The following is a 24,004-nucleotide window of genomic DNA, read 5'->3' on the forward strand; positions in this document are numbered from 1 at the left end:
CCCCGCTTCACGACAGTGAATGCCCCCCATCCGAAAGGATATACACCATGAAGAAGATCCTCGATCTGCAGAAGCTGCCCGCTCCGGACACCACCGCGGTCGCCGACAGCACCAGCAGCGTGATGTGTATCGCCGTCGGCGGTGGCAACAGCGGCTGCAGCGTCGGCTGCTAGTCCTGCCTTCGCAGTGCTGAAGCCGGGAGGGGCCGGAAGGGCGGCCCCTCCTGTTTTCCGGCCACGGAGCGTAGGAGCCCCCATGGAAGAGATCTCCCCTTACACGCTGTCGGATCCGGACTATTTCGAAACGCTGGGCCGCTTTCCTGTCAGCGAGCAATACGCCTCGCTCCTGAAGCAACTGCTGCCCCCCGACTGGACGGTGAGCCGGTTCGACGTCTTCCTCCAGGCGAAGTCGGAACGCACGGTCCTCCAGCCCCAGGGGTTCAAGATCCACGTCTCCTCGCCGGTGGCGGAGGCGGAAACCCTCCTGCGTCGCGTCGTGCCGGAGTGCGTCCGCCGGGAGGTGATGTTCAAGATCGTCGCGGCCCCCATGCTGCTGCGCTTCCAGAACTCCAAACGCTATTCCCGGGGCGGGTCGGGCAAGTTCATCACCATCTACCCCAAGGATGAGCAGACCTTCCGCGACCTCATCGAGGCGCTCCACCAGGCCACCCGGGACCTCGTCGGTCCGTATATCCTTTCAGACAAGCGCTACCGCGACAGCAAGGTCGTCTTCTACCGGTACGGCGGATTCCAGCGCATGTACAACCTGCGCATCGACGGGATGCGCGACCTGATGGTGCGCAAGCCAGACGGCGCCTGGGTCAATGACTTGCGCCTGCCCTATTTCGAGCTGCCAGACTGGGTCCAGGACCCCTTCGAGGCCCCGGCGGAGGAGGACGAGAAGGAGGAGTCAGGGCTGCTCAACCACCGCTACGCGGTCCAGGAGGCGCTGGCCTTCACCAACACCGGCGGCGTCTACAAGGCGCTGGACCAGCGCACCGGTCACCTGGTGGCCATCAAGGAGGCGCGGCCCCACACGGAGACCTGGCTGGGCGCGGAACGCACCGTGGACGCCACCCTGGCGCTCCGGCAGGAGTACGACATCCTGCGGCGGCTCGAGGGCCTGCCGTGCGTTCCGCAGCCGGTCGAGCTGTTCGAGGAGTGGGAGCACTCGTTCCTGGCCGTCAGCTTCTTCGAGGGCATCCCCCTGGCCAAGCTCCGGGCCCAGGACGACTTCATCATCATGACGTACATGGAGGACGCCGCCCGCGTCGTCCGCTTCTGCGTGGAGTGGAGGGACATCGCGCTGCGGCTCTTCGACGCACTGGCGGCCATCCATGACCGGGGCGTGCTCGTGGGAGACCTGTCTCCCGGCAACGTCCTCATCCACCGGCCCACGGGGGCGCTGGGGTTCATCGACTTCGAAGGCGCGTTGATCCGTGGCGGCCACTCGCCGTTCTCCGCCCAGTGGTTCAACCCCGGCTTCCGCCGCCCCGAGCGCCGCACGGCCCGCTCCCTGGAGCCCGAGGACGACTACTACGCGGCGGGAATGCTGCTCTACAACCTCATCTGCCCCGTCCAGAACCTGTTCGAACTGGACAAGTCCCATCCGCTCTTCCGGTTCCTGGACCACTTCATCGAAGCAGGACTGCCCCCGCAGACCCGCACCCTCATCCAGTTGCTGGTGGAGGGCCGCTTCGACGAGGCCCGCCAGTTCACCCTCGCCTGGAACCCAGCCGCCTAGGGCGCCCCCATCGCCGCTCCCACCCTCGAGGAACGCCCTCATGAGCACCCTCACCGCTCGCGCTCCGCAGGACGAAGTCCCCCCCCGGGCCGCCCCCGAGGCGGACCCGCTGCACCGCGCCCTCCAGGACCTGGCGAGGGACATGCTCGCGACCCTGGACACGACGCGCTCGGACCGGCTCTTCCCCCAGGACGCCATGGGGTTCCAGACGAACCCGCTCAACCTGGCGTATGGGGCCTGCGGCCCCGCTCTCTTCCTGCACTCCGTCCTGGGGGAGCTGCCGCCCCCGGTGCGGGACTGGCTGGCGGCCCAGCCCGTGGACCTGGCGAACTACCCTCCCAGCCTCTACTCCGGCCTCGCCGGCATCGCCTGGACCTTCGCGGAGGTCGGCCTGCTGGAGCGCGGCCGGGAGCTGTTCGCGATGGCCATGGAGTCACCGCTGGCCCTGCGCGCCGTCGACATGTTCGACGGCGCGGCGGGCTGGGGCATGGCCGCGCTGGCCCTCCACCTGCGCACCCGGGACGCAAGCGACCTGGAGCACGCCGTCCGCGCGGGGCAATACCTGCTGAAGCGGGCGGAGCGCTCCAACCACGGGGTGTCCTGGCGCAACGACTTCGATGGCGCCGTCCGGCTGGGGTTTGGACTTGGCAACAGCGGCGCGGCCTTCTTCCTCCTCTCGCTGTGGCGGGCGACCGGCGAGCGGAAGTACCTGGACACCGCCCGGGAGGGCCTCGCGTTCGACGTCGCCCATGGGCAGCCCCAGGGCGACAACCTCGTCTGGGGGACCACCGCCGGGGCCGAGGGCCACCGGCCCTACTGGCTGCGCGGCGGCGCGGGAGTGACCTCCACCCTCATCCGCTTCTTCCAGGTCCTCCAGGACGAGCAGTATCTCCACCTGGCCCGCCGCGGTGCCCGGCCCTGTGGCGCCTTCTTCTCCGCCGCCCCCCACCTCTTCGAGGGCCTCGCCTCCATGGGGGAGACCCTGCTGGACATGCACCGGGTGACGGGCGAGCGGCACTACCTGGACCTGGCGCGGCAGAAGGCCGAGCAGTGCCTGCTGTACCGTATCGAGCGCCCCCAGGGCCTGGCCTTCCCCGGCCGCTACCTCATGCGCATCAGCCACGACTACGGCGTGGGGGGCGCGGGCATCGGGCTGTTCCTGCACCGCGTGCTCACGCTCCAGCCCCGGAAGTTCCACGACCTTCCCCTGGCCACCCCCCACCGGGACTGACCCACCGCCCTCCGGCCACAGGTGGTTGCGAGCGATCCAGAGTCACCGCGTTCCTACACTCATAAGGGATTTTCTTTCTCATCTTGAAAGGAACCCCTCGAATGGATGGACGTAACGGAAGGACCGGCGCCCGGCTGCTGCCGCTGACGGCGCTGCTGCTGGCCACCGGGTGTGAGCCGCGCACCGGGACGCCCCCGGCGCCGGAGGGCCCCACCGCGTCGCTGAAGCAGGGGGCGGGCAGCCTCTCCGCCACGGTGCGCAGGACGGCGCACGGCATCCCCCACGTGCTGGCGGACGACTTCGCGGGCGTGGGCTATGGCTACGGCTACGCGTTCGCGCAGGACAACTTCTGCGCGCTGATGGACGCGCTGGTGACGGTGAACGCGGAGCGCTCGCGCTACTTCGGGCCGGACGGCACGTACCTGGCCGCGCTGGGCAGCCAGTACAACAACCTGAAGAGCGACTTCTTCTACCAGGCCATCAACGACGACGGCACGGTGGAGGCGCTGCTGGCGAAGCCGCCGCCCCTGGGGCCCTCCCAGGACGTGCGCGAGCTGGTGCGCGGCTACACGGCGGGCATCAACCGTTACCTGCGGGACACCGGCGCGGACGCGCTGCCGGACGCGCGCTGCCGGGGCGCGGCCTGGGTGCGCCCCGTCACCGAGCGCGACCTGTACCGGCGCTACTACCAGCTCAGCCTCTTCGCCAGCTCGCTCTTCTTCCTGGACGCGCTGGTGGACGCGAAGCCCCCGTCCCTCTTGCCGGACGGCACGCTGCCCCTGCCGCTGCCCGTGCCCGCCACGCTGGACCGCAAGGTCTTCCCCAGCTCCGAGACGCTGGGCCTGGGCAGCAACGCCTTCGGCCTGGGCAGCCAGGCCACGCGCAACGGCAAGGGCATGCTGCTGGCCAACCCGCACTTCCCCTGGGAGGGCTCGGAGCGCTTCTACGAGGCGCACCTCACGGTGCCGGGCAAGCTCAACGTCTCCGGCGTGAGCCTGCTGGGCGTGCCCGCCATCCTCATCGGCCACAACGAGACGCTGGCCTGGAGCCACACCGTCTCCACCGCGTACCGCTTCACCCCCTTCGAGCTGAAGCTCGTCCCGGGCTTCCCCACGAAGTACCTGTACGACGGCCAGGTTCGCGACATGACCACCCGCACCGTCACGGTGCAGGCGAAGCAGGCGGACGGGTCGCTCACGGCGCGCCAGCACACCTTCTACCGCTCCCACCTGGGCCCGATGCTGGAGTACCCGTCCGGCCTGATGACGTGGAACGGCCTCACCGCCTACGCGTTCCATGACGCCAACGCGTCCAACCTGCGCCTCTTGGACACCTTCTTCGCCATGGACCGCGCGGCGAGCGTGGACGAACTGCGCACGGCGCAGAACACCTGGCAGGGCATCCCGTGGGTGAACACCATCGCCACGGACGCGCAGGGCCGCGCGTACTACGCGGACATGAGCGTGGTGCCGCACGTCACCGACGCGAAGCTCGCGCGCTGCGTCCTCTCCCCCATCCCGCTCCTGGTGCTCGCGAGCGCGGGGCTGCCGGTGCTGGACGGCTCGCGCTCCGACTGCGCGCTGGGCAGCGACGCGGACGCGGTGGAGCCGGGCATCTTCGGCCCGGGCAGCCTGCCGCGCCTCACCCGCGCCGACTACGTCACCAACTCCAATGACAGCTACTGGCTGCCCAACCCCGCCCAGCCGCTCACCGGCTTCCCGCGCATCCTGGGCGGAGAGAAGAACGTGCGCAGCCTGCGCACGCGCCTGGGCCTGAAGATGGTGCAGGGCCGGCTCGCGGGCACGGACGGCCTGGAGGGCCAGGGCTTCACGCTGGAGCAGCTCCAGACGGTGATGTTCAACAACCGCAACCACTCCGGCGAGCTGCTGCGCGACGCCGCGGTGTCGCTGTGCCGCCGCACGCCCTTCGTGCTGATGCCGGACCTCACCTTCGAGGACCTGCGCCCCGCCTGCCCCGTGCTGGCCGCGTGGGACCTGAAGGGCGACCTGAACAGCCGGGGCGAGCTGCTCTGGCGCGTGTTCATCTTCAACGCGGTGGGCATCACGGGCGGGCCGTACCTGGTGCCCTTCAGCGCGAACGACCCCGTCAACACGCCGCGCACGCTCAACACCCTGAACCCGCAGGTGGCCCAGGCGCTGGGCACCGCCATCCGCACGCTGCGCGAGCGCGGCATCGCCCTGGACGCGACGACGGGCTCCGTGCAGGGCAAGCGCAAGAACGGCATCTTCTACCCGGTGCACGGCTGCGCCCACGACGAGGGCTGCTTCAACCAGATCGCCAACCAGCTCCTGCCGGACAACACCTATGAGCCCATCCTGGGCTCCAGCTTCGTCATGGCCGTGTCCTTCACGGAAGCAGGCCCCGTGGCGAAGTCCGTGCTCACCTACTCCCAGTCCACCAACCCGGCCTCGCCCTGGTACGCGGACCAGACGGCGATGTTCTCCCAGAAGCAGTGGGTGGACCGTCGCTACACGGAGGCGGAGATCGCCGGTGACCCGGCGCTGACCGTCACGCAGCTCCAGGAGTAGTCAAAGCCAGACAGCAGGGCCCAGGCGGCCCGGTGTCCCTCCTCGAAGTGGGAGGGCGCCGGGCCGCGGTGTTTGGGGAGCTGCCTTTGATAAAGTTTGTCAGGCCAGCCCCTGGAAGGCAGAGTTCACTGCGGGTGAAATAGATCCCTCCAGGCGGCGCACTTCCGCGTCCCTTTTTTCGGGATTCCCACCCGAGGAGCTTCCGTGAAGATGCTTGGTTGGAGTGCGGCGCTGGCGTTGTTCGTCGTGGGCTGCGGTCCCGTGGAGGAGCAGCCGCTGGCGGCGCCCGAGCCCGCGGCGCTGGAGACACAGGAGGCGGAGCTGGCGACCCGGGCCTGTACGAACAGCCTGGACTGCCGGGAGGCGTGTACCTGCCAGGGCGGCTTCTGCGTGCCGGACGCGTTCGGTCCGCCGCCGCCCGAAGGTTACTGTGATGAGGCGCCCGTGCGCGTCTGCTCCACGGGTTCGGACTGCGCGTCCGGCTGCAACTGCGTGGGCAACGTCTGCGTCAATGACGGCTTCAGCCCGCCCGCCAACTGCCTGCTGGCGCCTCCGGATTCGTACGAGAGCGACAACACGCACACCTCCGCGTCCTCGTACCTGGGCACGCCGCAGCTCAACCACTCCTTCCACCGCCAGAACGATGTGGACTGGGTGCTGGTGGCCACGCCCATCAACCAGGTGATGACGGTGGAGACCTACAACCTGCGCAACGGCCCGTCGATGCGCATCGACATCTACGCGTACAACTACGCCACCCGCACGCTGGGCTCGCTCGTGGGCAGCACGTCGAGCACCGTCTGCTCGCAGATCACCCCGTCCTGCTTCATCTACCGCGCGACGGCGAACGTCGTGGCGAATGGCGTCTACGCGGTGAAGATCACCGACAAGCGCAACCGGCCGGCGGGGAGCGACTACACGCCCACCGCGAAGTACGACCTGAAGATGTACTGAGCCCCCGCGCCCCTCAGTCGCGGGACGGCACGTCATCCGCCGTCCCGTCGATGACGCGCTTCGCGATGGCGAAGGAGAAGCCCGCGCGGGCGAGCGCCGCCAGGTCCTTCTTGCGGTGCTCCTCGCGCGTGCTGGGGTCGCGCCGGAAGGGGCCCAGCCGCTTCTTGCGCGCCCAGATGCGGGCGGCGGCGGCCTCGGGCACGTCCTGGGTGGCCTCCGCCAGCTTCTCCTGCACCAGCTCCGGCGCCACGCCCTTCATGCGCAGCTTCTGGGTGATGACGCGCGCGCTGCGGCCGGACGCGCGCAGCGAGTGCACGCGCGTCTCCGCGTAGGCCCGGTCGTTGATGAGGCCGTTGCGGATGAGCTTCTCCGCCAGCGCGTCCACCCAGCCCACGGCCTCCGCGCGGTCGCCGCCGTGGAACTTCACGGAGCGGTCCACCCGGCGCATCAGCACGCGCTTGAGCTGGCTCACCGTGGCCGAGTACCGCTTGAGGTAGTGCAGCGCCGCGTTCTCCAGGTAGCGCGGCGACACCTTCCGGGGCGGCTTCGGCTTGCGAGGCTCCCGGCGGCGCTCCGGGTCCCTGTCGGTGGGGTCATCCATGGCGGGACAGCTCTACCACCGGGGTCCGACGCATGGGGACGCGTCCGCCGCCCCTCCGGGTGGGCCGCCCGGGGCCCGTCCGTCCGGCGGGCCTCCACGAAGGCCCGTCACGACGCCACCTGCTCCCGCGCGTAGTGCGTGGGGGGCAGGCCGACGTGGCGGGTGAAGGCCACGCTGAAGGTGCTCGCGGAGCTGTAGCCGACCTGCTCCGCGACCTCGGCGACGGTGACCTCCTTCCTGCGCCGCAGCAGGTCCTTCGCCTTGGCCATGCGCCAGCCGAGCAGGTACTCCATCGGGGCCATGCCCACCGCGCGGCTGAAGCGCTCGAAGAACGCGGAGCGGGACAGCGCGGCCTCCTTCGCCAACTGCGCCACGGTCCATGCGTGGGTCGGGCGCTCGTGCATCCGGCGGAGGGCCACGGACAGGCGCTCGTCGGAGAGCCCGCGCAGGAGGCCCGGCGACGCCGCGAGGCCCGCCGTGGAGCGGAGCGCTTCGATGAGCAGCACCTCCATGAGGCGGGCGAGGATGACGTCGCGCGCGGGCCGCCGCTCGCGAGACTCGTCCCTCAAGAGCTCCACGAGGGAGGTGAGCCGCTGCTCGCCGCGGACGTGCACGAACTGGGGAAGGAGCGAGACGAGCAGGCTCGCGTCCGGCGAGGCGAAGGTGCAATACCCCACCATCATCCGGACATCCGGCGGGCCCTCGTGGACGCCGTTCCTGATTTCGCCATCGGGCAACACGATGCGCGGCGTCTCCTGCCTTCCCCTGGGCGGTTCGATGCTCGTGGTCGTGAAGTCGAACGCCGCGGGAACCAGGACGAAGTCCCCCTTCTCGAGGATGACCGGCTCGCGTCCGTCAATCGTGAGGCGGCAGCGCCCCATGAGGACCGCGCAGTAGAAGGGCCGCCCATTCTCCGCGCGCCGCACCCGCCACCTGCCCGCGCCGCTGACGAACTTCGAGAACGGAGCGCCCGGATGGAGCAGCGAGACCACCTCCGTGAGCGGATCCACCATGGCCGGACTCCCGCGAATGAAATCTGGACTCCCTGTTGTAGCAGGTCCGGATGGCGCTCCGTATATCCGTCACCGAACCCGCACCGACAGGAATCCCCATGAAGACCATCTTGATCACCGGCTGCTCGTCCGGCTTCGGCCTCGACACCGCCCGTCACTTCCTCGAACACGGCTGGAAGGTCATCGCCACGATGCGCAAGCCGCGCGAGGACGTGCTGCCCCGCTCCGAGCACCTGCGCGTGCTCCCGCTCGACGTCACCGACCCGGCGAGCATCCGCGGGTTGGTGGAGGCCGCGGGCCCCATCGACGTGCTGGTCAACAACGCGGGCGTGGGCCTGATGGGCGTCTTCGAGGGCACGTCCATGCAGACGGTCCGCGACACCTTCGAGACGAACACCTTCGGAGCGATGACCGTGACCCAGGCGTTCCTGCCCCACTTCCGGCAGCAGAAGTCGGGGGTCATCGTGAACGTCTCGTCGGGAACGACGTTGAGGCCGCTCCCGCTGCTCGCCGTGTACTCCGCGAGCAAGGCGGCGCTCAACGCGTTCACCGAATCACTCGCGCTGGAGCTCCAGCCCTTCGGCGTGCGGGTGGGCCTGGTGATTCCGGGACGCTCCCCGGAGACGCCCTTCGCCCAGAACGCCCAGTCCCGAGGGCAGAATCAGGGCGTCACCGTCCCCGAGGCCTACGCCGGCTTCGTGCGGAGCATCTTCGAGCAGAGGACGGCGCATGCCTCGGGACCGGTCACCCGGTCGGTTGACGTGGTGGAGGCCATCTGGCGCGTGGTGAACGACCCGTCCGCCCCGCTCCGCCTGCCCGCCGGCGCGGACGCCGTGGAGATGGAGCGGGCCCGGACGAGCTGAACCCGGGGTTGCGCTTCAAGCGCACCGGCTCGTGAGATACCCGTGTCGATCCACCGCACGGTCATTCGTCGTGCGGTTGGACCCCACTGTCAGGAGCCCCCCATGCGCTTCATGCTCATCCCCCGCCCGTCCACCCTCGAGCCCACGCACTCGGACGCGCCCTTCGACGAGGCCGTCTTCATCGCGCAGATGAAGTTCAACGAGGAGATGCACAAGGCCGGCGTGCTCGTCGCCTCGGAGGGCCTCAGCCCCGCCCCGGGCGCGCACGTGGTCTTCAAGGACGGCAAGTCCACCGTGAAGGACGGCCCCTACGCGGAGACCAAGGAGCTCATCGGCGGCTTCTACGTGCTGGAGGTGAAGTCGAGGGAGGAGGCCATCGAGTGGGCCCGCCGCTATCCGGGCGGCATGGGCAACGACGACGTGATGGAGGTCCGCCCCCTCACCGGCGCCGCGGACATCCCGCCGGAGCTGGTGACGCTCATCGAGAAGGTGGCGCCCACCTGGAGCCAGACCTTCAAGAAGTCGCCGTGACGCGGGGGGGCGCCCAGGCCCTCCGGAGGTGCTCCCGCCACCTCCCCTGCGTCATCTCCAGGGTGAGGCCCCTGCCCCATCCCCAACGAGGTGACGCGCCCCCGCCTGGGCCCGGGCTGAAGCAGGGCTGGCTGGAGGCTCAGAGCTGGGCCGCCACCAGCTTCGCGTACGGTCCGTCCACCTGCACCAGCGTGTCGTGGCGTCCCTGCTCGACGATGCGCCCGTGCTCCATCACCAGGATGAGGTCCGCCTTGCGGATGGTGCTCAGCCGGTGCGCGATGACGATGCGCGTGCAGTGGAGCGAGGCCAGCGCGTCCTGGACCCGGTGCTCCGTGACGGAGTCCAGGGCGCTCGTCGCTTCGTCCAAGAGGAGGATCTTCGGGTTGCGGACCAGGGCGCGCGCCAGGGCCAGCCGCTGCCGCTGGCCTCCGGAGAGGGACATGCCCCGGTCCGCCAGCGGCGTGTCGTACTGGAGGGGCATGGCCAGGATTTCATCGTGGATCTGCGCCTGCTTCGCCGCGCCGATGATGCGCTCCTGGGAGGCCTCCGGATCGCTGAGCGCGATGTTCGCGCGCAGCGTCGTCCCGAAGAAGGACGGCTCCTGCAGGACGATGCCCACCTGCCCGCGCACCGCGCTCAGGGACAGCTCCGCCAGGTCCAACCCGTCGTAGAGCACCCTCCCGCCCGTGGGCAGATAGAGCCCCAAGAGCAGGTTCGCGAGCGTGCTCTTCCCCGCCCCGGAGCGCCCCACGATGGCCACCAGTTGCCCGGGCTCGATGCGCACGGACACGTCCTGGATGATCATCGGAGACAGGGGGCCGAACCGGAACGACACGCGCTCCATCTCGATGCGGCCCTGCAGCTCCACGCCCGCCTCCGCCTGCGGCGCGTCGCGCTCCGGCGGGGTGTCCAGCACGTCGTCGATGCGCTCGATGTAGCTGCCCACCAGTTGCAACTGGCCCATCGTGGACACCAGGTTCGCCAGGGGCGTGAGCAGGGCCACGGCCAGCGCGTTCAGGCTCAACATCGCCCCCAGGCTCATCCGTCCCTCCAGGACCTGGAGCGCCCCCAGGCACAGCAGGAGCAGCGGCGCGCTCAGCCGCACCGTGCCGGAGAGCGCATCCACCCACGCCGTCAGCCGGCCGCGGGCCAGCGTGACGTTGAGCACGTCCACGAAGAGGCCGGAGTAGTGCTGCACGGCGCGGTGCTCCGCGCCGAACGCCTTGAGCGTCTGCATCCCCGTGAGCATCTCAATCTGGTAGCTCTGGTTGCGCGCCTCCAGGTCCAGGTTCTGCGCCAGCAGGGCGCGCTGCTTGCGCCGGGACACCCAGAACACCCCCACCTGCAACAGGCCCAGGCCGCCCACCAGCAGGGCCGTCGCGGGGCTCGCCACGATCAGGATGAGGAAGTAGAGCACCACCAGCACGCCATCCAGCAGCGTGGACACGAGGCTGGAGGAGAGCACCTCACGCACGGTGGAGGTGACGTTGAGGCGCGCCATCAGGTCGCCCGCGGCGCGCACCTGGAAGAAGGGGTACGCCAGCGACACCAGGTGCTCCAGGAACCCGAGCGTCATGTCCGAGTCCACCCGCGTGCGCAATTCCAGGAGCAGGTGGCTGCGCACCAGCGACGTCACCAGGTGGAAGCACACCAGCGCGCCCAGGCCGACGCCCAGCACCAGGAGCAGGTGGTAGTCGCCGCGCGGCACGACGCGGTCCACCACCAGGCCCGTCAGCAGCGGGATGGAGAGCGCCAGGAGCTGCAGCATCAACGACAGGACGAACACCCGCGTGAGCGTCTGGGACTGGCGCGCGAACTTCTCCGCGTAGCGCGACCTGCGCCGGGGCTTGCCCGGGGCCCGCACGAAGCCCTCGCCGGGCTCGAAGAGCAGCGCCACGCCGGTGAAGAACTGCCGGAACTGCTCCATGGACACGAAGCGGCGGCCCTGCGCCGGGTCCACGACGTGCACGCCTTCGGGCGTCCACCGCTCGAAGACGACGAAGTGGGTGAACTTCCAGTGCAGCACCGCCGCCGTGGGCAGCAACGGCACGCCGTCCAGGTCGATGGAGACGCCCCGCCCCCGCAGGCCGAAGGCGCGCCCCGCCGCCAGCAACTGCGCCGCCGCGAGCCCGTCCTGGGCGGCCCCCGTCACCAGCCGCACGTCGTCCAGCCCCACGCCCCGCCCGTGGAAGCCCAGCACCATGGCCAGGCAGGCGATGCCGCACTCCGCCGCGGTCATCTGCCGCACCTCGGGGATGCGTCGGCCCCTCGCCACCTCCTGGAGCCGCTTCAGCGCGGGGAAGCGCTCCACCAGCCCCCGCCCGGATTCATCCGCCATGGGGCAGCAGCTCCTTCAGTCCAGGCACGAGCGTGAGCAGGATGCTCTCCGACTTCACCCGCGCCTCCGCGCGCGCGGGCATGCCGTCGTAGTAGTTGAAGGTCCGGCCCTCGCGCACGAACGTGCGCAGCGGCAGCCGCGCGCGCACGAGCACCAGCGCACCCTCCAGGGGGATGGCGTCCCCCAGCTCCGGCCCCAGGTAGCGCCGCACCTCCGCGGGCCCGATGATCTGATCGCCCACGGACTCGATGACGAGGTCGCGGTACTCGTAGGCGAAGCCCTGGAGCTCCAGGCGCAGGTCCATGCCCGGCACGAGCAGCGGCCGGTACTGGCCCGGCAGGAACGCCAGCACCGCCACCGTGGCGTCGTCTCCCAAAAGCGACAGCGCGCGCACGCCGGAGGCGATGTACTGGCCGGGCTGCAAGCGCAGGTCGCCCACGACGCCCGCGTGGGGCGCGCGCAGCGTGCGCTCCTCCAGCCGGGCCTGCGCCAGCTCGCGCTCGGCCCTCAGGCCCGTGAGCGCCTGGCGCGCGCCTTCGTCCGAGGGGTCTCGCAGGTAGCGGACGAGCTGCAGCTCGAACTCGCGGGAGATGCGCGCCAGGGTCCCCTGCTCCTGCTCGGACGCGAAGCGCACCAGCGGCTGGCCCGCGACGACGCGCTGGCCGGGCTGCGCGTCCACGCTCAGCACCACGCCGGAGAACGCGACCGTCAGGTCCGTCTTGCCCTCCACGCGGATGAGCGCGGGGCCCGCCGCGTATTCGAAGAGCATCCCCACGCAGAAGAAGAGCAGCGCCGCGCCCAGCGCGCCCACCAGCACCCAGTAGGCCCACCGGGTCCACGCGGGGCTGATGCGCAGGACGTCCCCGCCGGACTCCACGTGCGCCCGCTGCCGGTACTCCAGCGCCTCCTTACGGAACGGGCCTGGACGGGACGTCATGGCCTGACCGCCTGGGAAGCGGCGCCCTTCTGGACGAACACCCGCACCACGACGCCCGAGGGCACCGGCGCCCCTGCCTCGTGGGACACGCTGGCGATGGCCAGCACCATGCGCGAGGCCGCGTCCACCTCCGGCGCCAGGTTCTCCACCCGGCCCTCCAGCACCTGCCCCCGCGAAGGCACCTCCACGGACAGCCGCGTGCCCCGCGTGAGGCCCGCCGCCTGGTCCTCCGGGACGGCGAAGCGCACCTGCTGCGCGCCGGTGCGGATGAGGTGGAAGAGGGCGCGGCCGGGGGCCACCATCGCCCCGGTGTCCAGGTAGCGGATGGCCACCTGCCCGTCGAAGGGCGCCACCACGGCGGCGTCGGAGAGCTTCTGGGCGATCTGCGCCACGCGGGCCTTGCGCTCGGCCACCCCCGCCTCCGCCGCGCGCAGGCGGGCCACGGCGGTCTGCTCCTGGTAGCGCGCGGTGGCGAGCTCCTCCTCGGAGAGGGCCCCCAGGGCCAACTGCTTCGGGTCGGAGCGGCGCTGGAGCCGCTCCTGCGTCTCCGTGAGCGCGATGGCGGCGATGTGCTGCTCCGCCTCACCCGCCTGGAGCGAGGCCTGCGCCACGGCCAGCTCCCGCTGCAGGGCCCGCGTGTCCAGCCGGGCGAGCACGGCCCCCTGGCGCACGGTGTCCCCCACCTGCGCGTCCACGCGCTCCAGGGTGCCCTCCAGCCGGGCCGCCACGTCCACGCTGCCGCCGGCGACGATGACGCCCAGCCAGCCCTCGCGCCGGAGCGCGGGCTCCAGCACGCGGGGCGTGAGCTCCCGCGAGGAAGACCCGCCCGGCCGGGCAGGGGCCGCGATGCCGCGGCCGCCGTGCCGCCGGATGAGCAGCAGTGCCCCCAGGAAGACCAGGGTGGCCAGGCCCAGCACCCATGTCGCGCGTCGTGACATCACACGGAATTCATGCGGGGCGCGGCGCGCACGGGCTCCAGGGCCAGGACCGAAGGAACGAAGGAAGGCGAGGCGAGTCGCAACAACCCGAGCCCGATGCCGGACAGTCCCAGCATCAGCCCCGGAGCTTCATTGTACTTCGGCAGGCCGCAGCGCCACTTTCCATCCCGTCCCTGCGCCAGCACCCGCGCGGCCCGAGCCAGCGCGGCCTGCTTCCAGGTGACATCGCCCAGCACCTCGCCGGCCAGGTGGAGGATCTCCAGGTTGCCCACGTCCCCGTGGCACAGGCAGTGGCTGCCGCCAAAGCCCTCGCGCAGCACGGTGTCCAGCCCCGCGGAGATCTCCCGCGCGAGCTCGGCATCCTCCAGGTGCCGCGAGGACAGAAGCCGGCCCAGCGTCACCCCGGACGCGCCGTTGCACCAGGCCGTGAGGAACGCGCCGGGCACCAGCGGGTCGCCCTCCTTCGACGTGCGCAGGTCGCGCCAGTTGCCCACCTCCGGAACGAACAGCGTGCGCTCGAAGACGAGCGCCTGGCGGGCCGCCTCCCGGTAGCGCTCGACCCCGGTGGCCGTGGCCAGCTCCAGCAGGGACCAGATGAACCCCGTCGCGCCGTGGGCCATCCCGGAGAGCTCGCGGGAGGCCGCGGGCACCCGCCAGGCCCGGCCGCCGCGCTGGGAGTCGGCTGCCGTCTGGAGCATCCGCTCGCCGCACCGCTTCGCCAGCCGCAGCGCCTCCGCGCTCCCGGTCTGCTGGTGCAGCCGCAACAGCACGAGCGCGCAGCCCGCGACGCCGCTGCACATGTCCAGCGCCTTGTCCGCGTCGATCTTCGCCTCCAGCGCCCCCAGGCCCGCGAGGACGTCGTCCAGCAGCCCGGGCTCCCCCAGCACCTCGGCCAGGTGGCTGAGCACGTAGACATGGGACGCGCGTCCCGCGAGCGCCCCCACGCCGGGGTAATCCATGGGGTCCGGCGTGCGCCACTGGACGCGCACCGTCTCCGCCGCCTTGCGCGCCAGCGCCGCGAAGTCGGAGCGCCCGGTGACGGCCCCCAGGTAGCCGAAGAAGAGCGCCAGCCCGCCCACGCCGTCGTAGAGCCCCGCGTTGAGGGGCGACAGCGTCCAGCGCCAGTGCTCCAGGTCCTGGAGGCTCACGCCAATCCAGGTGACGTCCTGGGCGCCGTGGATGGCGCTCGCCGCCAGGTACTCGCCCAACTGCACCGCGCCCGCGAGGCACGCCTCGGCGGTGGCCGGAGGCGGCAGGGACGCCACGGCCTCCGGGAACGTCCGGGTGGCGGACTCGCGCTCCTTGTCGATGGCCACCATGGACTGGCGGATGAGCGCCACCTGCGCGTCGCAGCCCGCGGGGCCCAGCGCCGCCAGCAGTTGGAGCGAGTCCTCCAGGCTGGCGCGCAGGAAGTAGTCCGGCACGCACCGGCCCTGGCTGTCCCAGACGTGGCGCTCGCCGGGCCGGGCGGTGAAGACGGGCACGTCCCCCAGCCGCAGGTCCTCGTGCTCGCAGGGCGCCAGGCGCCCCAGCGTGGGGCGCACGCGGACCTCCGCCCACAGCTTGTCCAGGGCCTGGTCCCGGTCGAGCGCGTCGTGGAGGAAGTCCGGGTGGAGGCTCTCCTGCAGGAGGAACCCGTAGCGCATCGTCGCCCGGGCGATGTGCCGCACCTCCACGTCCCGGAAGTCCCGGAGCATGCGGGCCACCGCGTCGCGGTGGCGGCACAGGTGCATGTACGTCTCCCGGAACCCGTCCACGATGGAGTCCACGAACTCGGTGACGTCCACCGGCTGGCCGTGCAGCAGGGGGCGGTTGTGGGCCCCCGACGTGGCCATCTGCCGGTGCACCACGCGCATCGTGTCCTGGGCGCGGTCCTCCACCGTGGCGGAGGAGTGGGGATACAACTGCCCGGCCTCCCCGCCCAGGCCGCTCAGGTCCACCCCCGCCCGCCCCTCCCGGCCGAAGAAGAGCGTGGGCAAGAGCCCGATGCTGAGCACCGACTGGTCCAGCACCAGCGCGGCCCGGTGCATCGCCGTGTCCCCCTCGCCCAGGGACGGCCGGTGGTGGAACAAACCCTCCAGGTCCACCAGCACGGGGTGCTCGCCCGCGGCCAGCAGGTTCCCATAGTGGAAGTCCACCGCGCGCAGCAGGTACAGCAGCGCCAGGTGGCTGCCCTGCCGCCAGTAGAAGCGCTCCACGGCCTCGCGCGTGTCGCAGCCGCCCGTCTCGACGTTCTCCACCCAGCCGTAGCCCTCGCGCATCAGCACCTTCAGCCGCCGATGCGGGTGGCGCAGGCCGCCCTGCTCCAACCAGCCCAGCAGCTCCTGGTAGCGCGCTTCAATCTCCAGGGCCCGGGGCTTGTAGACGACCCGCAGGCCGGAGCTGAACGTCAGCAGCGCCACGCTGCGCCCGCCGCGGTGCAGGTCCCCCGCCCCGGTCCGCACCGACACCAGCGCCCCGGGCGCACGCCCTCCGTCCAGCACCGCGCCCAGGTGCGCCCGGTCCTCCGCCACCCGCGTCAGCAGCTCCAGGCTGCTCTGGAGCCAGCGCTCCAGGGACACCACCATCAGCCGCGCCAGGACCGGGAACTCCTCCAGGAACGTGCCCAGCCGGCCCGGCGCCTCCAGGATGCGCACGGCGAAGTCCTCGAACCGCGCCTGGGGCGTGTCCCCCCGCAGCTCGCCGCGCATGCGGGTCACGTTGAGCTCCAGCACCAGGGCCCGGGTCGCGTGGCTCATCAGCCGCTGGTCCAGCGACTCCACCCACTGGGCCTCCGCGCGCGGGTCCAGCAGCGCCTCCGCGGAGCCCCCGTGGCGCGCGGCCAGCGCCTCCACTCCGGCCCGCAGTTGGCGAAGCCCCCACTGGAGGAAGCGGCGGGTCAGGGCGGGCACGCGCATCCGCTGACCGGCGTCCGGCGGCGGCGGGAGGACGACGTCCGCGCAGCCGTCCTCCAGCACCTCGCGCAAGCGCGGCAGCCACTCCAGCGCGTCCCGCCGCGCGGTGCCGCGGGCGAGCAGCCGCTGAAACGACGCCTCATCCAGCCCCGCGCTGCGCAGCCGCTCCCCGAAGCAGGTGTCATCGCTCAGCGTGCTCTTCTTCCACGCCTGGAACCGCTGCTCGGCCTGCTGGAGTTCGCCGGCCGCGAGCTCCTCCCCCTCGGACAGGGCCCGCTCATGGAGGAACGCCGCCTTCATCCAGGCTTCAGACCCTACGAAATCTCGCATGCGTGCCCTGCGCTCCATTCACCGGCAACCCCGCGCCGCAAGGAGCATGGCACTTCCGGGCGGAGACGAAAAAGGCACGGGAGCCGGAGCCCCCGCGCCTCGGGAAGGGCAGGCCGCTCCCCAGCCGGGGAGCAGCGCCGCCATCCAACGGTTTTTCAGCAACCACACTCGGTCGTGAGGGTGCAGATGTAGCCACAGGAGTTGCGGTGGCTGACGGCCTGCAGGCCGCCCACGACGTCCATCAGGTCTCCCTCGGTCAGCTCGTTCATCGTCGGGCCCGAGGGGCTCGCGGGCAGCTCGGCGAGCTGCTCGGCGCTAAGGGTGGCGCGGAACGACGGGTCCTTCCAAGCACGGATGATCATGTCCTGGGTCATCATGGGGGGCCGCCTCCTTTTTTGACGGCTTGTTGAGGATAGCGTGCTCATCCCGAAATACAAAAGCAGTGGCCCAGGCAGGAATTCCGTCTGAAACATGCGACTTGCCGGGGTGCGGTGCGTCGCGGAGAATCCCGGGAGGCGAGGCCAGACCGCCGCCATCGGAGCCTCACCATGACAAGGTCGCTGGTGTTCCTGACCGGGCTTCCCCGGAGTGGCTCGACGCTGCTGTGCAACATCCTGGGGATGCACGCGCGGATTCACGCGACCCCGACCTCGCCCCTGTCCTCGCTGGTGGAGTCGATGCGGCAGAGCTGGAGCCAGGATGCCGCGCTGCTGGCGCAGCTCGACGCGGACTTCGAGCAGGTCTACCGGCGGCTGGGGCGCGCGACCCGCGCGTTCATGGAGGCCTGGTCCGCCGACACGGACAAGCCCTTCACGGTCGACAAGAGCCGCTACTGGCTCTTCATCGTGGAGACACTCCGGGAGCTCTACCCGGACTTCAAGATGATCGTCTGCCTGAGGGACCTGCGGGACATCTACAAGAGCATCGAGCTGCAGCACCGCAAGACGCTGCTGCTGACCTTCCCCGGCCAGATGGAGCAGAACCTGGTGGAGGCGCGGGCGACGCAGTTGTTCGCCAGCGCGGGCACCGTCGGGGGGCCGCTCCGGGCGCTCGCGAACCTGAACGACGTCCCGGACCTGCGCGCGAACCTGTTCTTCTGGCGCTTCGAGTCGTTCATCCAGGACCCGGGCGGGTACACGCAGGAGCTGCTCCGGTGGCTGGGCGCGCAGCCGGAGACGCTCTCCCTGGAGCACATCACCCAGCAGACCCACGAAAGCGACTCGCACTACCACTTCAAGTTCCTGCACCGGGTCTCGCCCAGGCTGTCCGCGCCCGGGAGCTTCGCGGACGCGGACCTGTCCGCGCGCATCCTGGGTGACATCGTCAGCCGGAACGCCTGGTACTACCGCCAGTTCTACCGGGCCGACGGCGTCGTCCGCCTGGAGCAGGACGCCACGAAGGCCCCCTGAGCGGCCCAGGGCCGCGTCATCGCCCGCCTGCACGGAGGACCGCCCGCCGTCCCGCGGCCCGCCGCTCCTTTCCCTGGAGCGCCCGGGAGGGTAATCACCAGGACGTGAAGACTCCGGCCGTCGACAACCTCCCGCCCCCGTCCGACACCGAAACGGCTCCGCCGCCCGACGTCTCCGTGGAGGACGTGCGCCGCGCCACGGCGCTGCTCGGCACGCTCGCCGAGCACCGCGCGCTGCTGCACCACCTGCCGCCGCAGGACCACCACGCGCTGATGGCCGCCGCGGGCCGGCTCATCCACCCGGACAAGGCCACGAAGTCCCGGATGGTCAACGCGCTCCGGAAGGAGAAGAAGGACGTGCTGCGCGCCAACGACCGCGCGGTGCGCTCCAGCACGGAGATCCGCGTGCTGCGCAAGGCGCCGGTGCTCTCCCTGCCCGCGCTGCCCGCGCCGCCCCCGGAGGCCGCGCCGGAGCGCCTGCTGGAGGTGCCGCGCAAGTGCTACGTGTGCAAGGTGGAGTTCCGCAAGGTCCACTTCTTCTACGACGCCATGTGCATCCCGTGCGGGGACCTGAACCACGCCCGGCGCACGCAGCGCGCGGACCTCCAGGGCCAGGTGGCGCTCATCACCGGCGCGCGGGTGAAGATTGGCTTCCAGGCGTCGCTGATGCTGCTGCGCTCGGGGGCGACCGTCATCGCCACCACGCGCTTCCCCCAGGACGCGGTGCACCGCTACGCGCGCGAGCCGGACTTCGCGGACTGGGCCCACCGGCTCCAGGTGCACGGCCTGGACCTGCGTCACGCGCCCAGCGTGGAGCTGTTCGCTCGCCACATCGAACAGACGTACGAGCGGCTGGACATCCTCATCAACAACGCCGCCCAGACGGTGCGCCGGCCGCCGGGCTTCTACCAGCACCTGCTGGACGGCGAGCTGCGCGACCTGGAGTCCCTGGCCCCGGAGCTGCGCCCGCTGCTCGCGGGCCACGCGTCCTGCGTCGCCGCGCTCCGCCCCGCGCTGGGTTCGGGGGACCCGGGCAGCGCGTCCCTGCCCGTGGCGACCTGGCGCAGCAGCGACCCGGCGCTGGGCATCCACTCGTCCGCCGCGCTGTCGCTGCTCCCCTACGCCATGGAGCAGGAGGGCGACACGCGCGCCCTCTTCCCGGAGGGCCGGCTGGACGCGGACCTGCAGCAGGTGGACCTGCGGGCCACGAACTCCTGGCGCCTCAAGCTGTCGGAGGTGCGCACCGCGGAGATGCTGGAGGTGCACCTGGTGAACGCGGTGGCGCCCTTCATCCTGTGCGGGAAGCTGAAGCCGCTGATGCTGAAGGACCGCTCGCGCCCGGGCCACATCGTCAACGTGTCCGCCATGGAGGGCAGCTTCAGCCGCTGGACGAAGACGGACCGGCACCCCCACACCAACATGGCCAAGGCCGCGCTGAACATGATGACGCTCACCTCCGCGCCGGACTACGCGCGCGACCGCATCTTCATGAACGCGGTGGACACCGGCTGGGTGACGGACGAAGACCCCGCCCGCTTCGCCGAGCGCAAGACGCAGGAGCTGGACTTCCAGCCCCCGCTGGACATCGTGGACGGGGCCGCGCGCGTCGTGGACCCCGTCATCACCGCCGTGAACACCGGCGAGAACGTCTGGGGCAACTTCTTCAAGGACTACCGCCCCACGGACTGGTGAGCCCCCGGCCGCCAGCCAGGATTCCAGGCATTCCAGCTTAGGCGAATCTGTCTACCGGCGTGCGGGCGGGTTCGCAAGGCCCCGGATTCACTGCCAAAGGGCCGGGCCGGTGGTATCAAGCACGCCACCATGTCCGAAAAGCCTTCGCCCCTGTTCAACGCGGTCCCCGTGGAGATGGACTTCCCGGCCGAGGAGCGCCGCATCCTGGCCTTCTGGAAGGAGCGCGGCATCTTCGAGAAATCGCTCAAGGCGAACGAAGGCAAGACTCCCTTCGTCTTCTACGAAGGCCCGCCCACCGCGAACGGCCTGCCCCACAACGGCCACGTCCTCACGCGCGTCATCAAGGACCTGTTCCCCCGCTACCAGACCATGCGGGGCCACTACGTGCCGCGCAAGGCGGGCTGGGACACGCACGGCCTGCCGGTCGAGGTGGAGGTGGAGAAGGAGCTCCGCATCCACGGCAAGGCGGAGATCGAGAAGTACGGCGTGGAGCCCTTCACGGAGCGCTGCATCGAGTCCGTGTTCCGCTACACCTCCGAGTGGGAGCGGCTGACCCAGCGCATCGGCTTCTGGGTGGACCTCAACGAGGCCTACGTCACCTATCACCGCGGCTTCGTGCAGAGCGTGTGGTGGGCGCTCTCCGAGCTCTACAAGAAGGGCCTCCTGTACCAGGGCCACAAGGTGGTCTGGTGGTGGCCGCGCGGCGGCACCGCGCTGTCCGCCGCGGAGGTGGGCCTGGGCTACAAGACGGTGGACGACCCCAGCGTCTACGTGGCCTTCCCGCTGCGCGACGCTCCGGACACCGCGCTGCTCATCTGGACGACGACGCCCTGGACGCTGCCGTCCAACATGTACGCCGCCGTCAACCCGTCCGTGGACTACGTCACGGTGGACGCGGGCGACCGCAAGCTCATCCTCGCCGCCGCGCTGCGCGAGGAGCTGGCCAAGAAGCTGAAGAAGGACCTGCCCGTGCTGTCCACGCAGAAGGGCAGCGACCTGGTCGGCAAGCGCTACACGCCGCCCTTCGACACGTACTTCGCGAAGGAGGCGGACGCCACGCTGCCGCTGAAGGACGGCGGACAGGACACGGTGGGCTGGCGCGTGATTCCGGCGGACTTCGTCACGCTGGACAGCGGCACGGGCATCGTCCACACGGCGCCCGCCTTCGGCGAGGACGACTACAAGGCCTACCGCAAGGACGCCACGCGCTTCCAGGACCCGGACGCGCTGGTCATGCGCTGCGCGGTGAAGCCGGACGGCACCTTCTCCGAAGAGGTGCCGCTCGTCACCGGCCGCTTCGTGAAGGACGCGGACAAGGACCTGCAGCGCAACCTGAAGGAGCGCGGGCTGCTCATCCACACGGAGCAGTACCGCCACGAGTACCCCTTCTGCTGGCGCGCGGACGAAGACCCGCTCATCCAGTACGCCCGCCCCGCCTGGTACATCCGCACCACCTCCGTCATCGAGCAGGCCCAGGCCAACAACCAGCAGGTCAACTGGGTCCCGGAGAACATCAAGGACGGCCGCTTCGGCGACTTCCTGGCCAACAACGTGGACTGGGCCCTGTCGCGCGAGCGCTACTGGGGCACGCCGCTGCCCCTGTGGATCCACTCGGAGACGGGTGAGACGGAGGCCGTGGCCTCCATCGCGGAGCTGCGCCAGAAGCCGGGCAACAACGTGGCCGCCGTGGAGGCGGAGCTGAAGGCGTTCCTCGCCGGCAAGCCCCACGAGTCCAACGCCGAGCACCTGCTGGTCCACAAGCCGTGGATCGACAAGGTGACGTACGAGAAGCCCGGCGCCAGCGGCAAGTTCCAGCGCGTCCCGGAAGTGGTGGACGTGTGGTTCGACTCCGGCTGCATGCCCTTCGCGCAGTGGGGCTTCCCGCACGCGGAAGGCTCCCGGGAGATCTTCAACCGCGCGTTCCCGGCGGACTTCATCTCGGAGGCCATCGACCAGACGCGCGGCTGGTTCTACTCGCTGCTCATGGTCAGCACGCTCCTCTTCGACGAGGAGACGCAGAAGCGCGTGGGCCTGACGCCCAAGCGCGAGTGGCCCATGCCGTACAAGAGCTGCATCGTGCTGGGACACGTCTCCGACAAGGAGGGCAAGAAGGAGTCCAAGTCCAAGGGCAACTACACCCCGCCGGAGATCATCCTGGACGAGGTGCGCATGGACTTCGCGGTGCTCACCGCCACGGAGGCCGGCGTCCCCGCGGAGCCCGGCGTGGCGCTCATCGCGCGCGAGGACCTGGAGGGCCTGGACACGCAGGAGGGCGCGAAGGTGCTGCTGTTCCGCCCGGACCGGCCGGAGAAGCCCGTCACGGTGACGCTGAAGGTCCACAAGAAGCTCAAGCGCCGCGTGGTGCTGCTGGCGCCGCCGGAGCTCCAGCAGTTGGACGTGAAGCCCTCCGCGCGCGGCGTGGACGTGATGCCGGTGGAGGTGCCCCGGCTGGCGGCCACCGAGCGCGTGGTGCTCAAGGACCCCGCCACCAAGGCGCCGGGCGCGGACGCGTTCCGGTGGTTCTTCTACGCGGCCAGCCCCACCTGGTCCAACACGCGCCACTCGCTGGCGAACGTGCGGCTGTTGCAGAAGGACTTCCAGGTCAAGCTGCGCAACGTCTACTCGTTCTTCACCATCTACGCGAACATCGACGGGTTCAACCCGGCGAAGGGCACCGCGGGCAGCACGGAGGCCCCGTGGCTGGCCATCCGCAAGAGCCAGGGCTGGCGCGAGGTGAAGGCCCGGCCGGTGCTGGACCGGTGGATCCTCTCCGAGGTGCAGCTCACCCTGCGCGACGTGGCCAAGGCGCTGGACACGTACCAGGTCTACGACGCGGCCCAGCGGATGGTGGCGCTGGTGGACGCGCTGTCCAACTGGTACCTGCGCCGCAGCCGCGAGCGCTTCTGGGCGCCGGGCTTCGAGCAGGACAAGCAGGACGCGTACTTCACGCTCTACGAAGCCCTGACGACCCTCACCGCCATGTCCGCCCCCTTCATCCCGTTCTTCGCGGACGAGATGTGGGGCAACCTGGTGGGCAAGCCGTGGGGCGCGTCGCAGCCGGAGAGCGTGCACCTGGCGCGCTTCCCGGACGTGGACACGAGCCTCATCGACGAGGGGCTGGCCGCGGAGATGGGCGCCGTGCGCGAGCTGGTGTCGCTGGGCCTCAAGGTCCGCACGGACAACCGGCTCAAGGTGCGCCAGCCGCTGTCGCGCGCGGACGTCATCCTGTCGCGCCGTGAGCTGACGGAGCGCGTGGCGGTGTACCAGGCGCTCATCAGCGACGAGCTGAACGTGCACACCGTGAAGCTGGTGGAGCCGGGCAGCCCGGAGGCGGACGTGGTGCGCTACCGCGTGCGCCCCAACCTGCGCGCCATGGGCAGCCGGCTGGGCCCCAAGCTCGCGCCGGTGCGCAAGGCGTTCGACTCGGGCGACGGCCGCGCGCTGCACCAGGAGCTGCTCACCACGGGCAAGGTGGCCCTGAACGTGGGCGGCGAGGACATGGTCTTCCCGGCCGAGGAGCTGGAGACGCTGGTGGAGGCGCAGCCGGGCTACGCCGCCGCGGGCGGGGCCGTGGGCGTGGTGGTGATGCACACGCAGCTCACGGAGGCCCTGGTGGACGAAGGCCTGGTGCGCGAGCTGCTGGCGCGCGTGCAGGGCTCCCGCAAGGACATGAACCTGGGCTACACCGACCGCATCCGCCTCTGGGTGGACGGCGATGAGCGCGTGAAGCGCGTGGTCGACGCGGCCCGCGAGGAGATCGCCCGCGAGACGCTCGCCTCCGAAATCCACGTGGGCCCCGAGGGGCTCACCGGCACGGAGGAGGAGGCCAGCCTCAACGGCCTCCCCGCGAAGCTGCGCGTCGAGCGCGCCTGAGCTCCGGACCTCCGGAGCGCAGGGAAGGACCGCTCCGGGGAGCCCCATCCCCGGAGCCTTGGGTGTCGCCCGTCAGCGCCACTTCGTGAACCACGTCAGGGCGCGGGCT

17 protein-coding genes are annotated in these 24,004 nt (G+C 70.8%); 10 read left to right on the forward strand and 7 right to left on the reverse strand.

Features of this window, described 5'->3' with window-relative positions:
- Window positions 1-47: 47 nt before the first annotated feature.
- The 5 genes from K8612_RS38920 to K8612_RS18330 all read left to right on the forward strand — a co-directional run bounded on the left by K8612_RS38920 (window position 48) and on the right by K8612_RS18330 (window position 6,477).
- Entirely contained in the window at window positions 48-173 is a 126-nt protein-coding gene (locus tag K8612_RS38920) for a hypothetical protein (RefSeq protein ID WP_255671852.1), read from the forward strand.
- A gap of 82 nt (window positions 174-255) precedes the next feature.
- Window positions 256-1,743, forward strand: coding sequence for a hypothetical protein (locus K8612_RS18315; RefSeq protein WP_223763197.1), 1,488 nt, complete (start codon window positions 256-258; stop codon window positions 1,741-1,743).
- 40 nt (window positions 1,744-1,783) lie between these two features.
- Window positions 1,784-2,974 carry a lanthionine synthetase C family protein gene (locus K8612_RS18320; RefSeq protein WP_223763198.1) on the forward strand — a complete coding sequence of 397 codons (1,191 nt, stop codon included), beginning with the start codon at window positions 1,784-1,786 and terminating at the stop codon, window positions 2,972-2,974.
- Between the two features lie 101 nt (window positions 2,975-3,075).
- Window positions 3,076-5,523, forward strand: a complete 2,448-nt coding sequence (locus K8612_RS18325; protein ID WP_223763199.1) for an acylase — start codon at window positions 3,076-3,078, stop codon at window positions 5,521-5,523.
- A 210-nt stretch (window positions 5,524-5,733) separates the two neighbouring features.
- Window positions 5,734-6,477: a hypothetical protein gene (locus K8612_RS18330; RefSeq protein ID WP_223763200.1), complete on the forward strand. Its 744-nt coding sequence runs from the start codon at window positions 5,734-5,736 to the stop codon at window positions 6,475-6,477.
- Window positions 6,478-6,490: 13 nt separating this feature from the next.
- On the opposite strand, the gene K8612_RS18335 is transcribed toward K8612_RS18330, so the two are convergent.
- Both K8612_RS18335 and K8612_RS18340 read right to left on the reverse strand, forming a co-directional pair.
- Window positions 6,491-7,078, reverse strand: a complete 588-nt coding sequence (locus K8612_RS18335) for a regulatory protein RecX (RefSeq protein WP_223763201.1) — start codon at window positions 7,076-7,078, stop codon at window positions 6,491-6,493.
- Between the two features lie 107 nt (window positions 7,079-7,185).
- Window positions 7,186-8,091, reverse strand: coding sequence for an AraC family transcriptional regulator (locus K8612_RS18340; RefSeq protein ID WP_223763202.1), 906 nt, complete (start codon window positions 8,089-8,091; stop codon window positions 7,186-7,188).
- A gap of 98 nt (window positions 8,092-8,189) precedes the next feature.
- Here K8612_RS18340 and K8612_RS18345 point away from each other — a divergent pair, with 98 nt between their 5' ends.
- Window positions 8,190-8,954 (forward strand): SDR family oxidoreductase, encoded by a 765-nt coding sequence (locus tag K8612_RS18345; RefSeq protein WP_223739060.1) that lies wholly within the window; start codon window positions 8,190-8,192, stop codon window positions 8,952-8,954.
- Between the two features lie 102 nt (window positions 8,955-9,056).
- Window positions 9,057-9,485 carry a YciI family protein gene (locus K8612_RS18350; RefSeq protein WP_223763203.1) on the forward strand — a complete coding sequence of 143 codons (429 nt, stop codon included), beginning with the start codon at window positions 9,057-9,059 and terminating at the stop codon, window positions 9,483-9,485.
- A gap of 139 nt (window positions 9,486-9,624) precedes the next feature.
- On the opposite strand, the gene K8612_RS18355 is transcribed toward K8612_RS18350, so the two are convergent.
- The 5 genes from K8612_RS18355 to K8612_RS18375 form a co-directional block, all read right to left on the reverse strand.
- The gene (locus K8612_RS18355; RefSeq protein ID WP_223763204.1) at window positions 9,625-11,823 is read right to left on the reverse strand and encodes a peptidase domain-containing ABC transporter; all 2,199 of its coding nucleotides are present in this window, start codon (window positions 11,821-11,823) and stop codon (window positions 9,625-9,627) included.
- A complete protein-coding gene (locus tag K8612_RS18360) occupies window positions 11,813-12,760 on the reverse strand; it encodes an HlyD family efflux transporter periplasmic adaptor subunit (RefSeq protein WP_223763205.1) in 948 nt (315 codons plus the stop codon). The genes K8612_RS18355 and K8612_RS18360 overlap by 11 nt, the downstream gene beginning before the upstream one ends.
- On the reverse strand, window positions 12,757-13,698 hold the full coding sequence (locus K8612_RS18365; RefSeq protein WP_223763206.1) for an efflux RND transporter periplasmic adaptor subunit: 942 nt from the start codon (window positions 13,696-13,698) through the stop codon (window positions 12,757-12,759). Before K8612_RS18365 ends, K8612_RS18360 begins: the two co-directional genes overlap by 4 nt.
- Window positions 13,698-16,922: a type 2 lanthipeptide synthetase LanM family protein gene (locus K8612_RS18370; protein WP_223763207.1), complete on the reverse strand. Its 3,225-nt coding sequence runs from the start codon at window positions 16,920-16,922 to the stop codon at window positions 13,698-13,700. The genes K8612_RS18365 and K8612_RS18370 overlap by 1 nt, the downstream gene beginning before the upstream one ends.
- Before the next feature lie 155 nt (window positions 16,923-17,077).
- Window positions 17,078-17,299, reverse strand: a complete 222-nt coding sequence (locus K8612_RS18375) for a mersacidin/lichenicidin family type 2 lantibiotic (RefSeq protein WP_223763208.1) — start codon at window positions 17,297-17,299, stop codon at window positions 17,078-17,080.
- 171 nt (window positions 17,300-17,470) lie between these two features.
- Between K8612_RS18375 and K8612_RS18380 the strand changes: the two genes are divergently transcribed.
- The 3 genes from K8612_RS18380 to ileS all read left to right on the forward strand — a co-directional run bounded on the left by K8612_RS18380 (window position 17,471) and on the right by ileS (window position 23,895).
- Window positions 17,471-18,331 carry a sulfotransferase gene (locus K8612_RS18380; RefSeq protein ID WP_223763209.1) on the forward strand — a complete coding sequence of 287 codons (861 nt, stop codon included), beginning with the start codon at window positions 17,471-17,473 and terminating at the stop codon, window positions 18,329-18,331.
- Between the two features lie 104 nt (window positions 18,332-18,435).
- Entirely contained in the window at window positions 18,436-20,022 is a 1,587-nt protein-coding gene (locus K8612_RS18385) for an SDR family NAD(P)-dependent oxidoreductase (protein WP_223763210.1), read from the forward strand.
- A 129-nt stretch (window positions 20,023-20,151) separates the two neighbouring features.
- Window positions 20,152-23,895: an isoleucine--tRNA ligase gene (ileS, locus tag K8612_RS18390; protein ID WP_223763211.1), complete on the forward strand. Its 3,744-nt coding sequence runs from the start codon at window positions 20,152-20,154 to the stop codon at window positions 23,893-23,895.
- Window positions 23,896-24,004: the final 109 nt, after the last annotated feature.

This window comes from Corallococcus sp. AS-1-6, from assembly GCF_020037015.1.
Classification (GTDB): Bacteria; Myxococcota; Myxococcia; order Myxococcales; family Myxococcaceae; genus Corallococcus.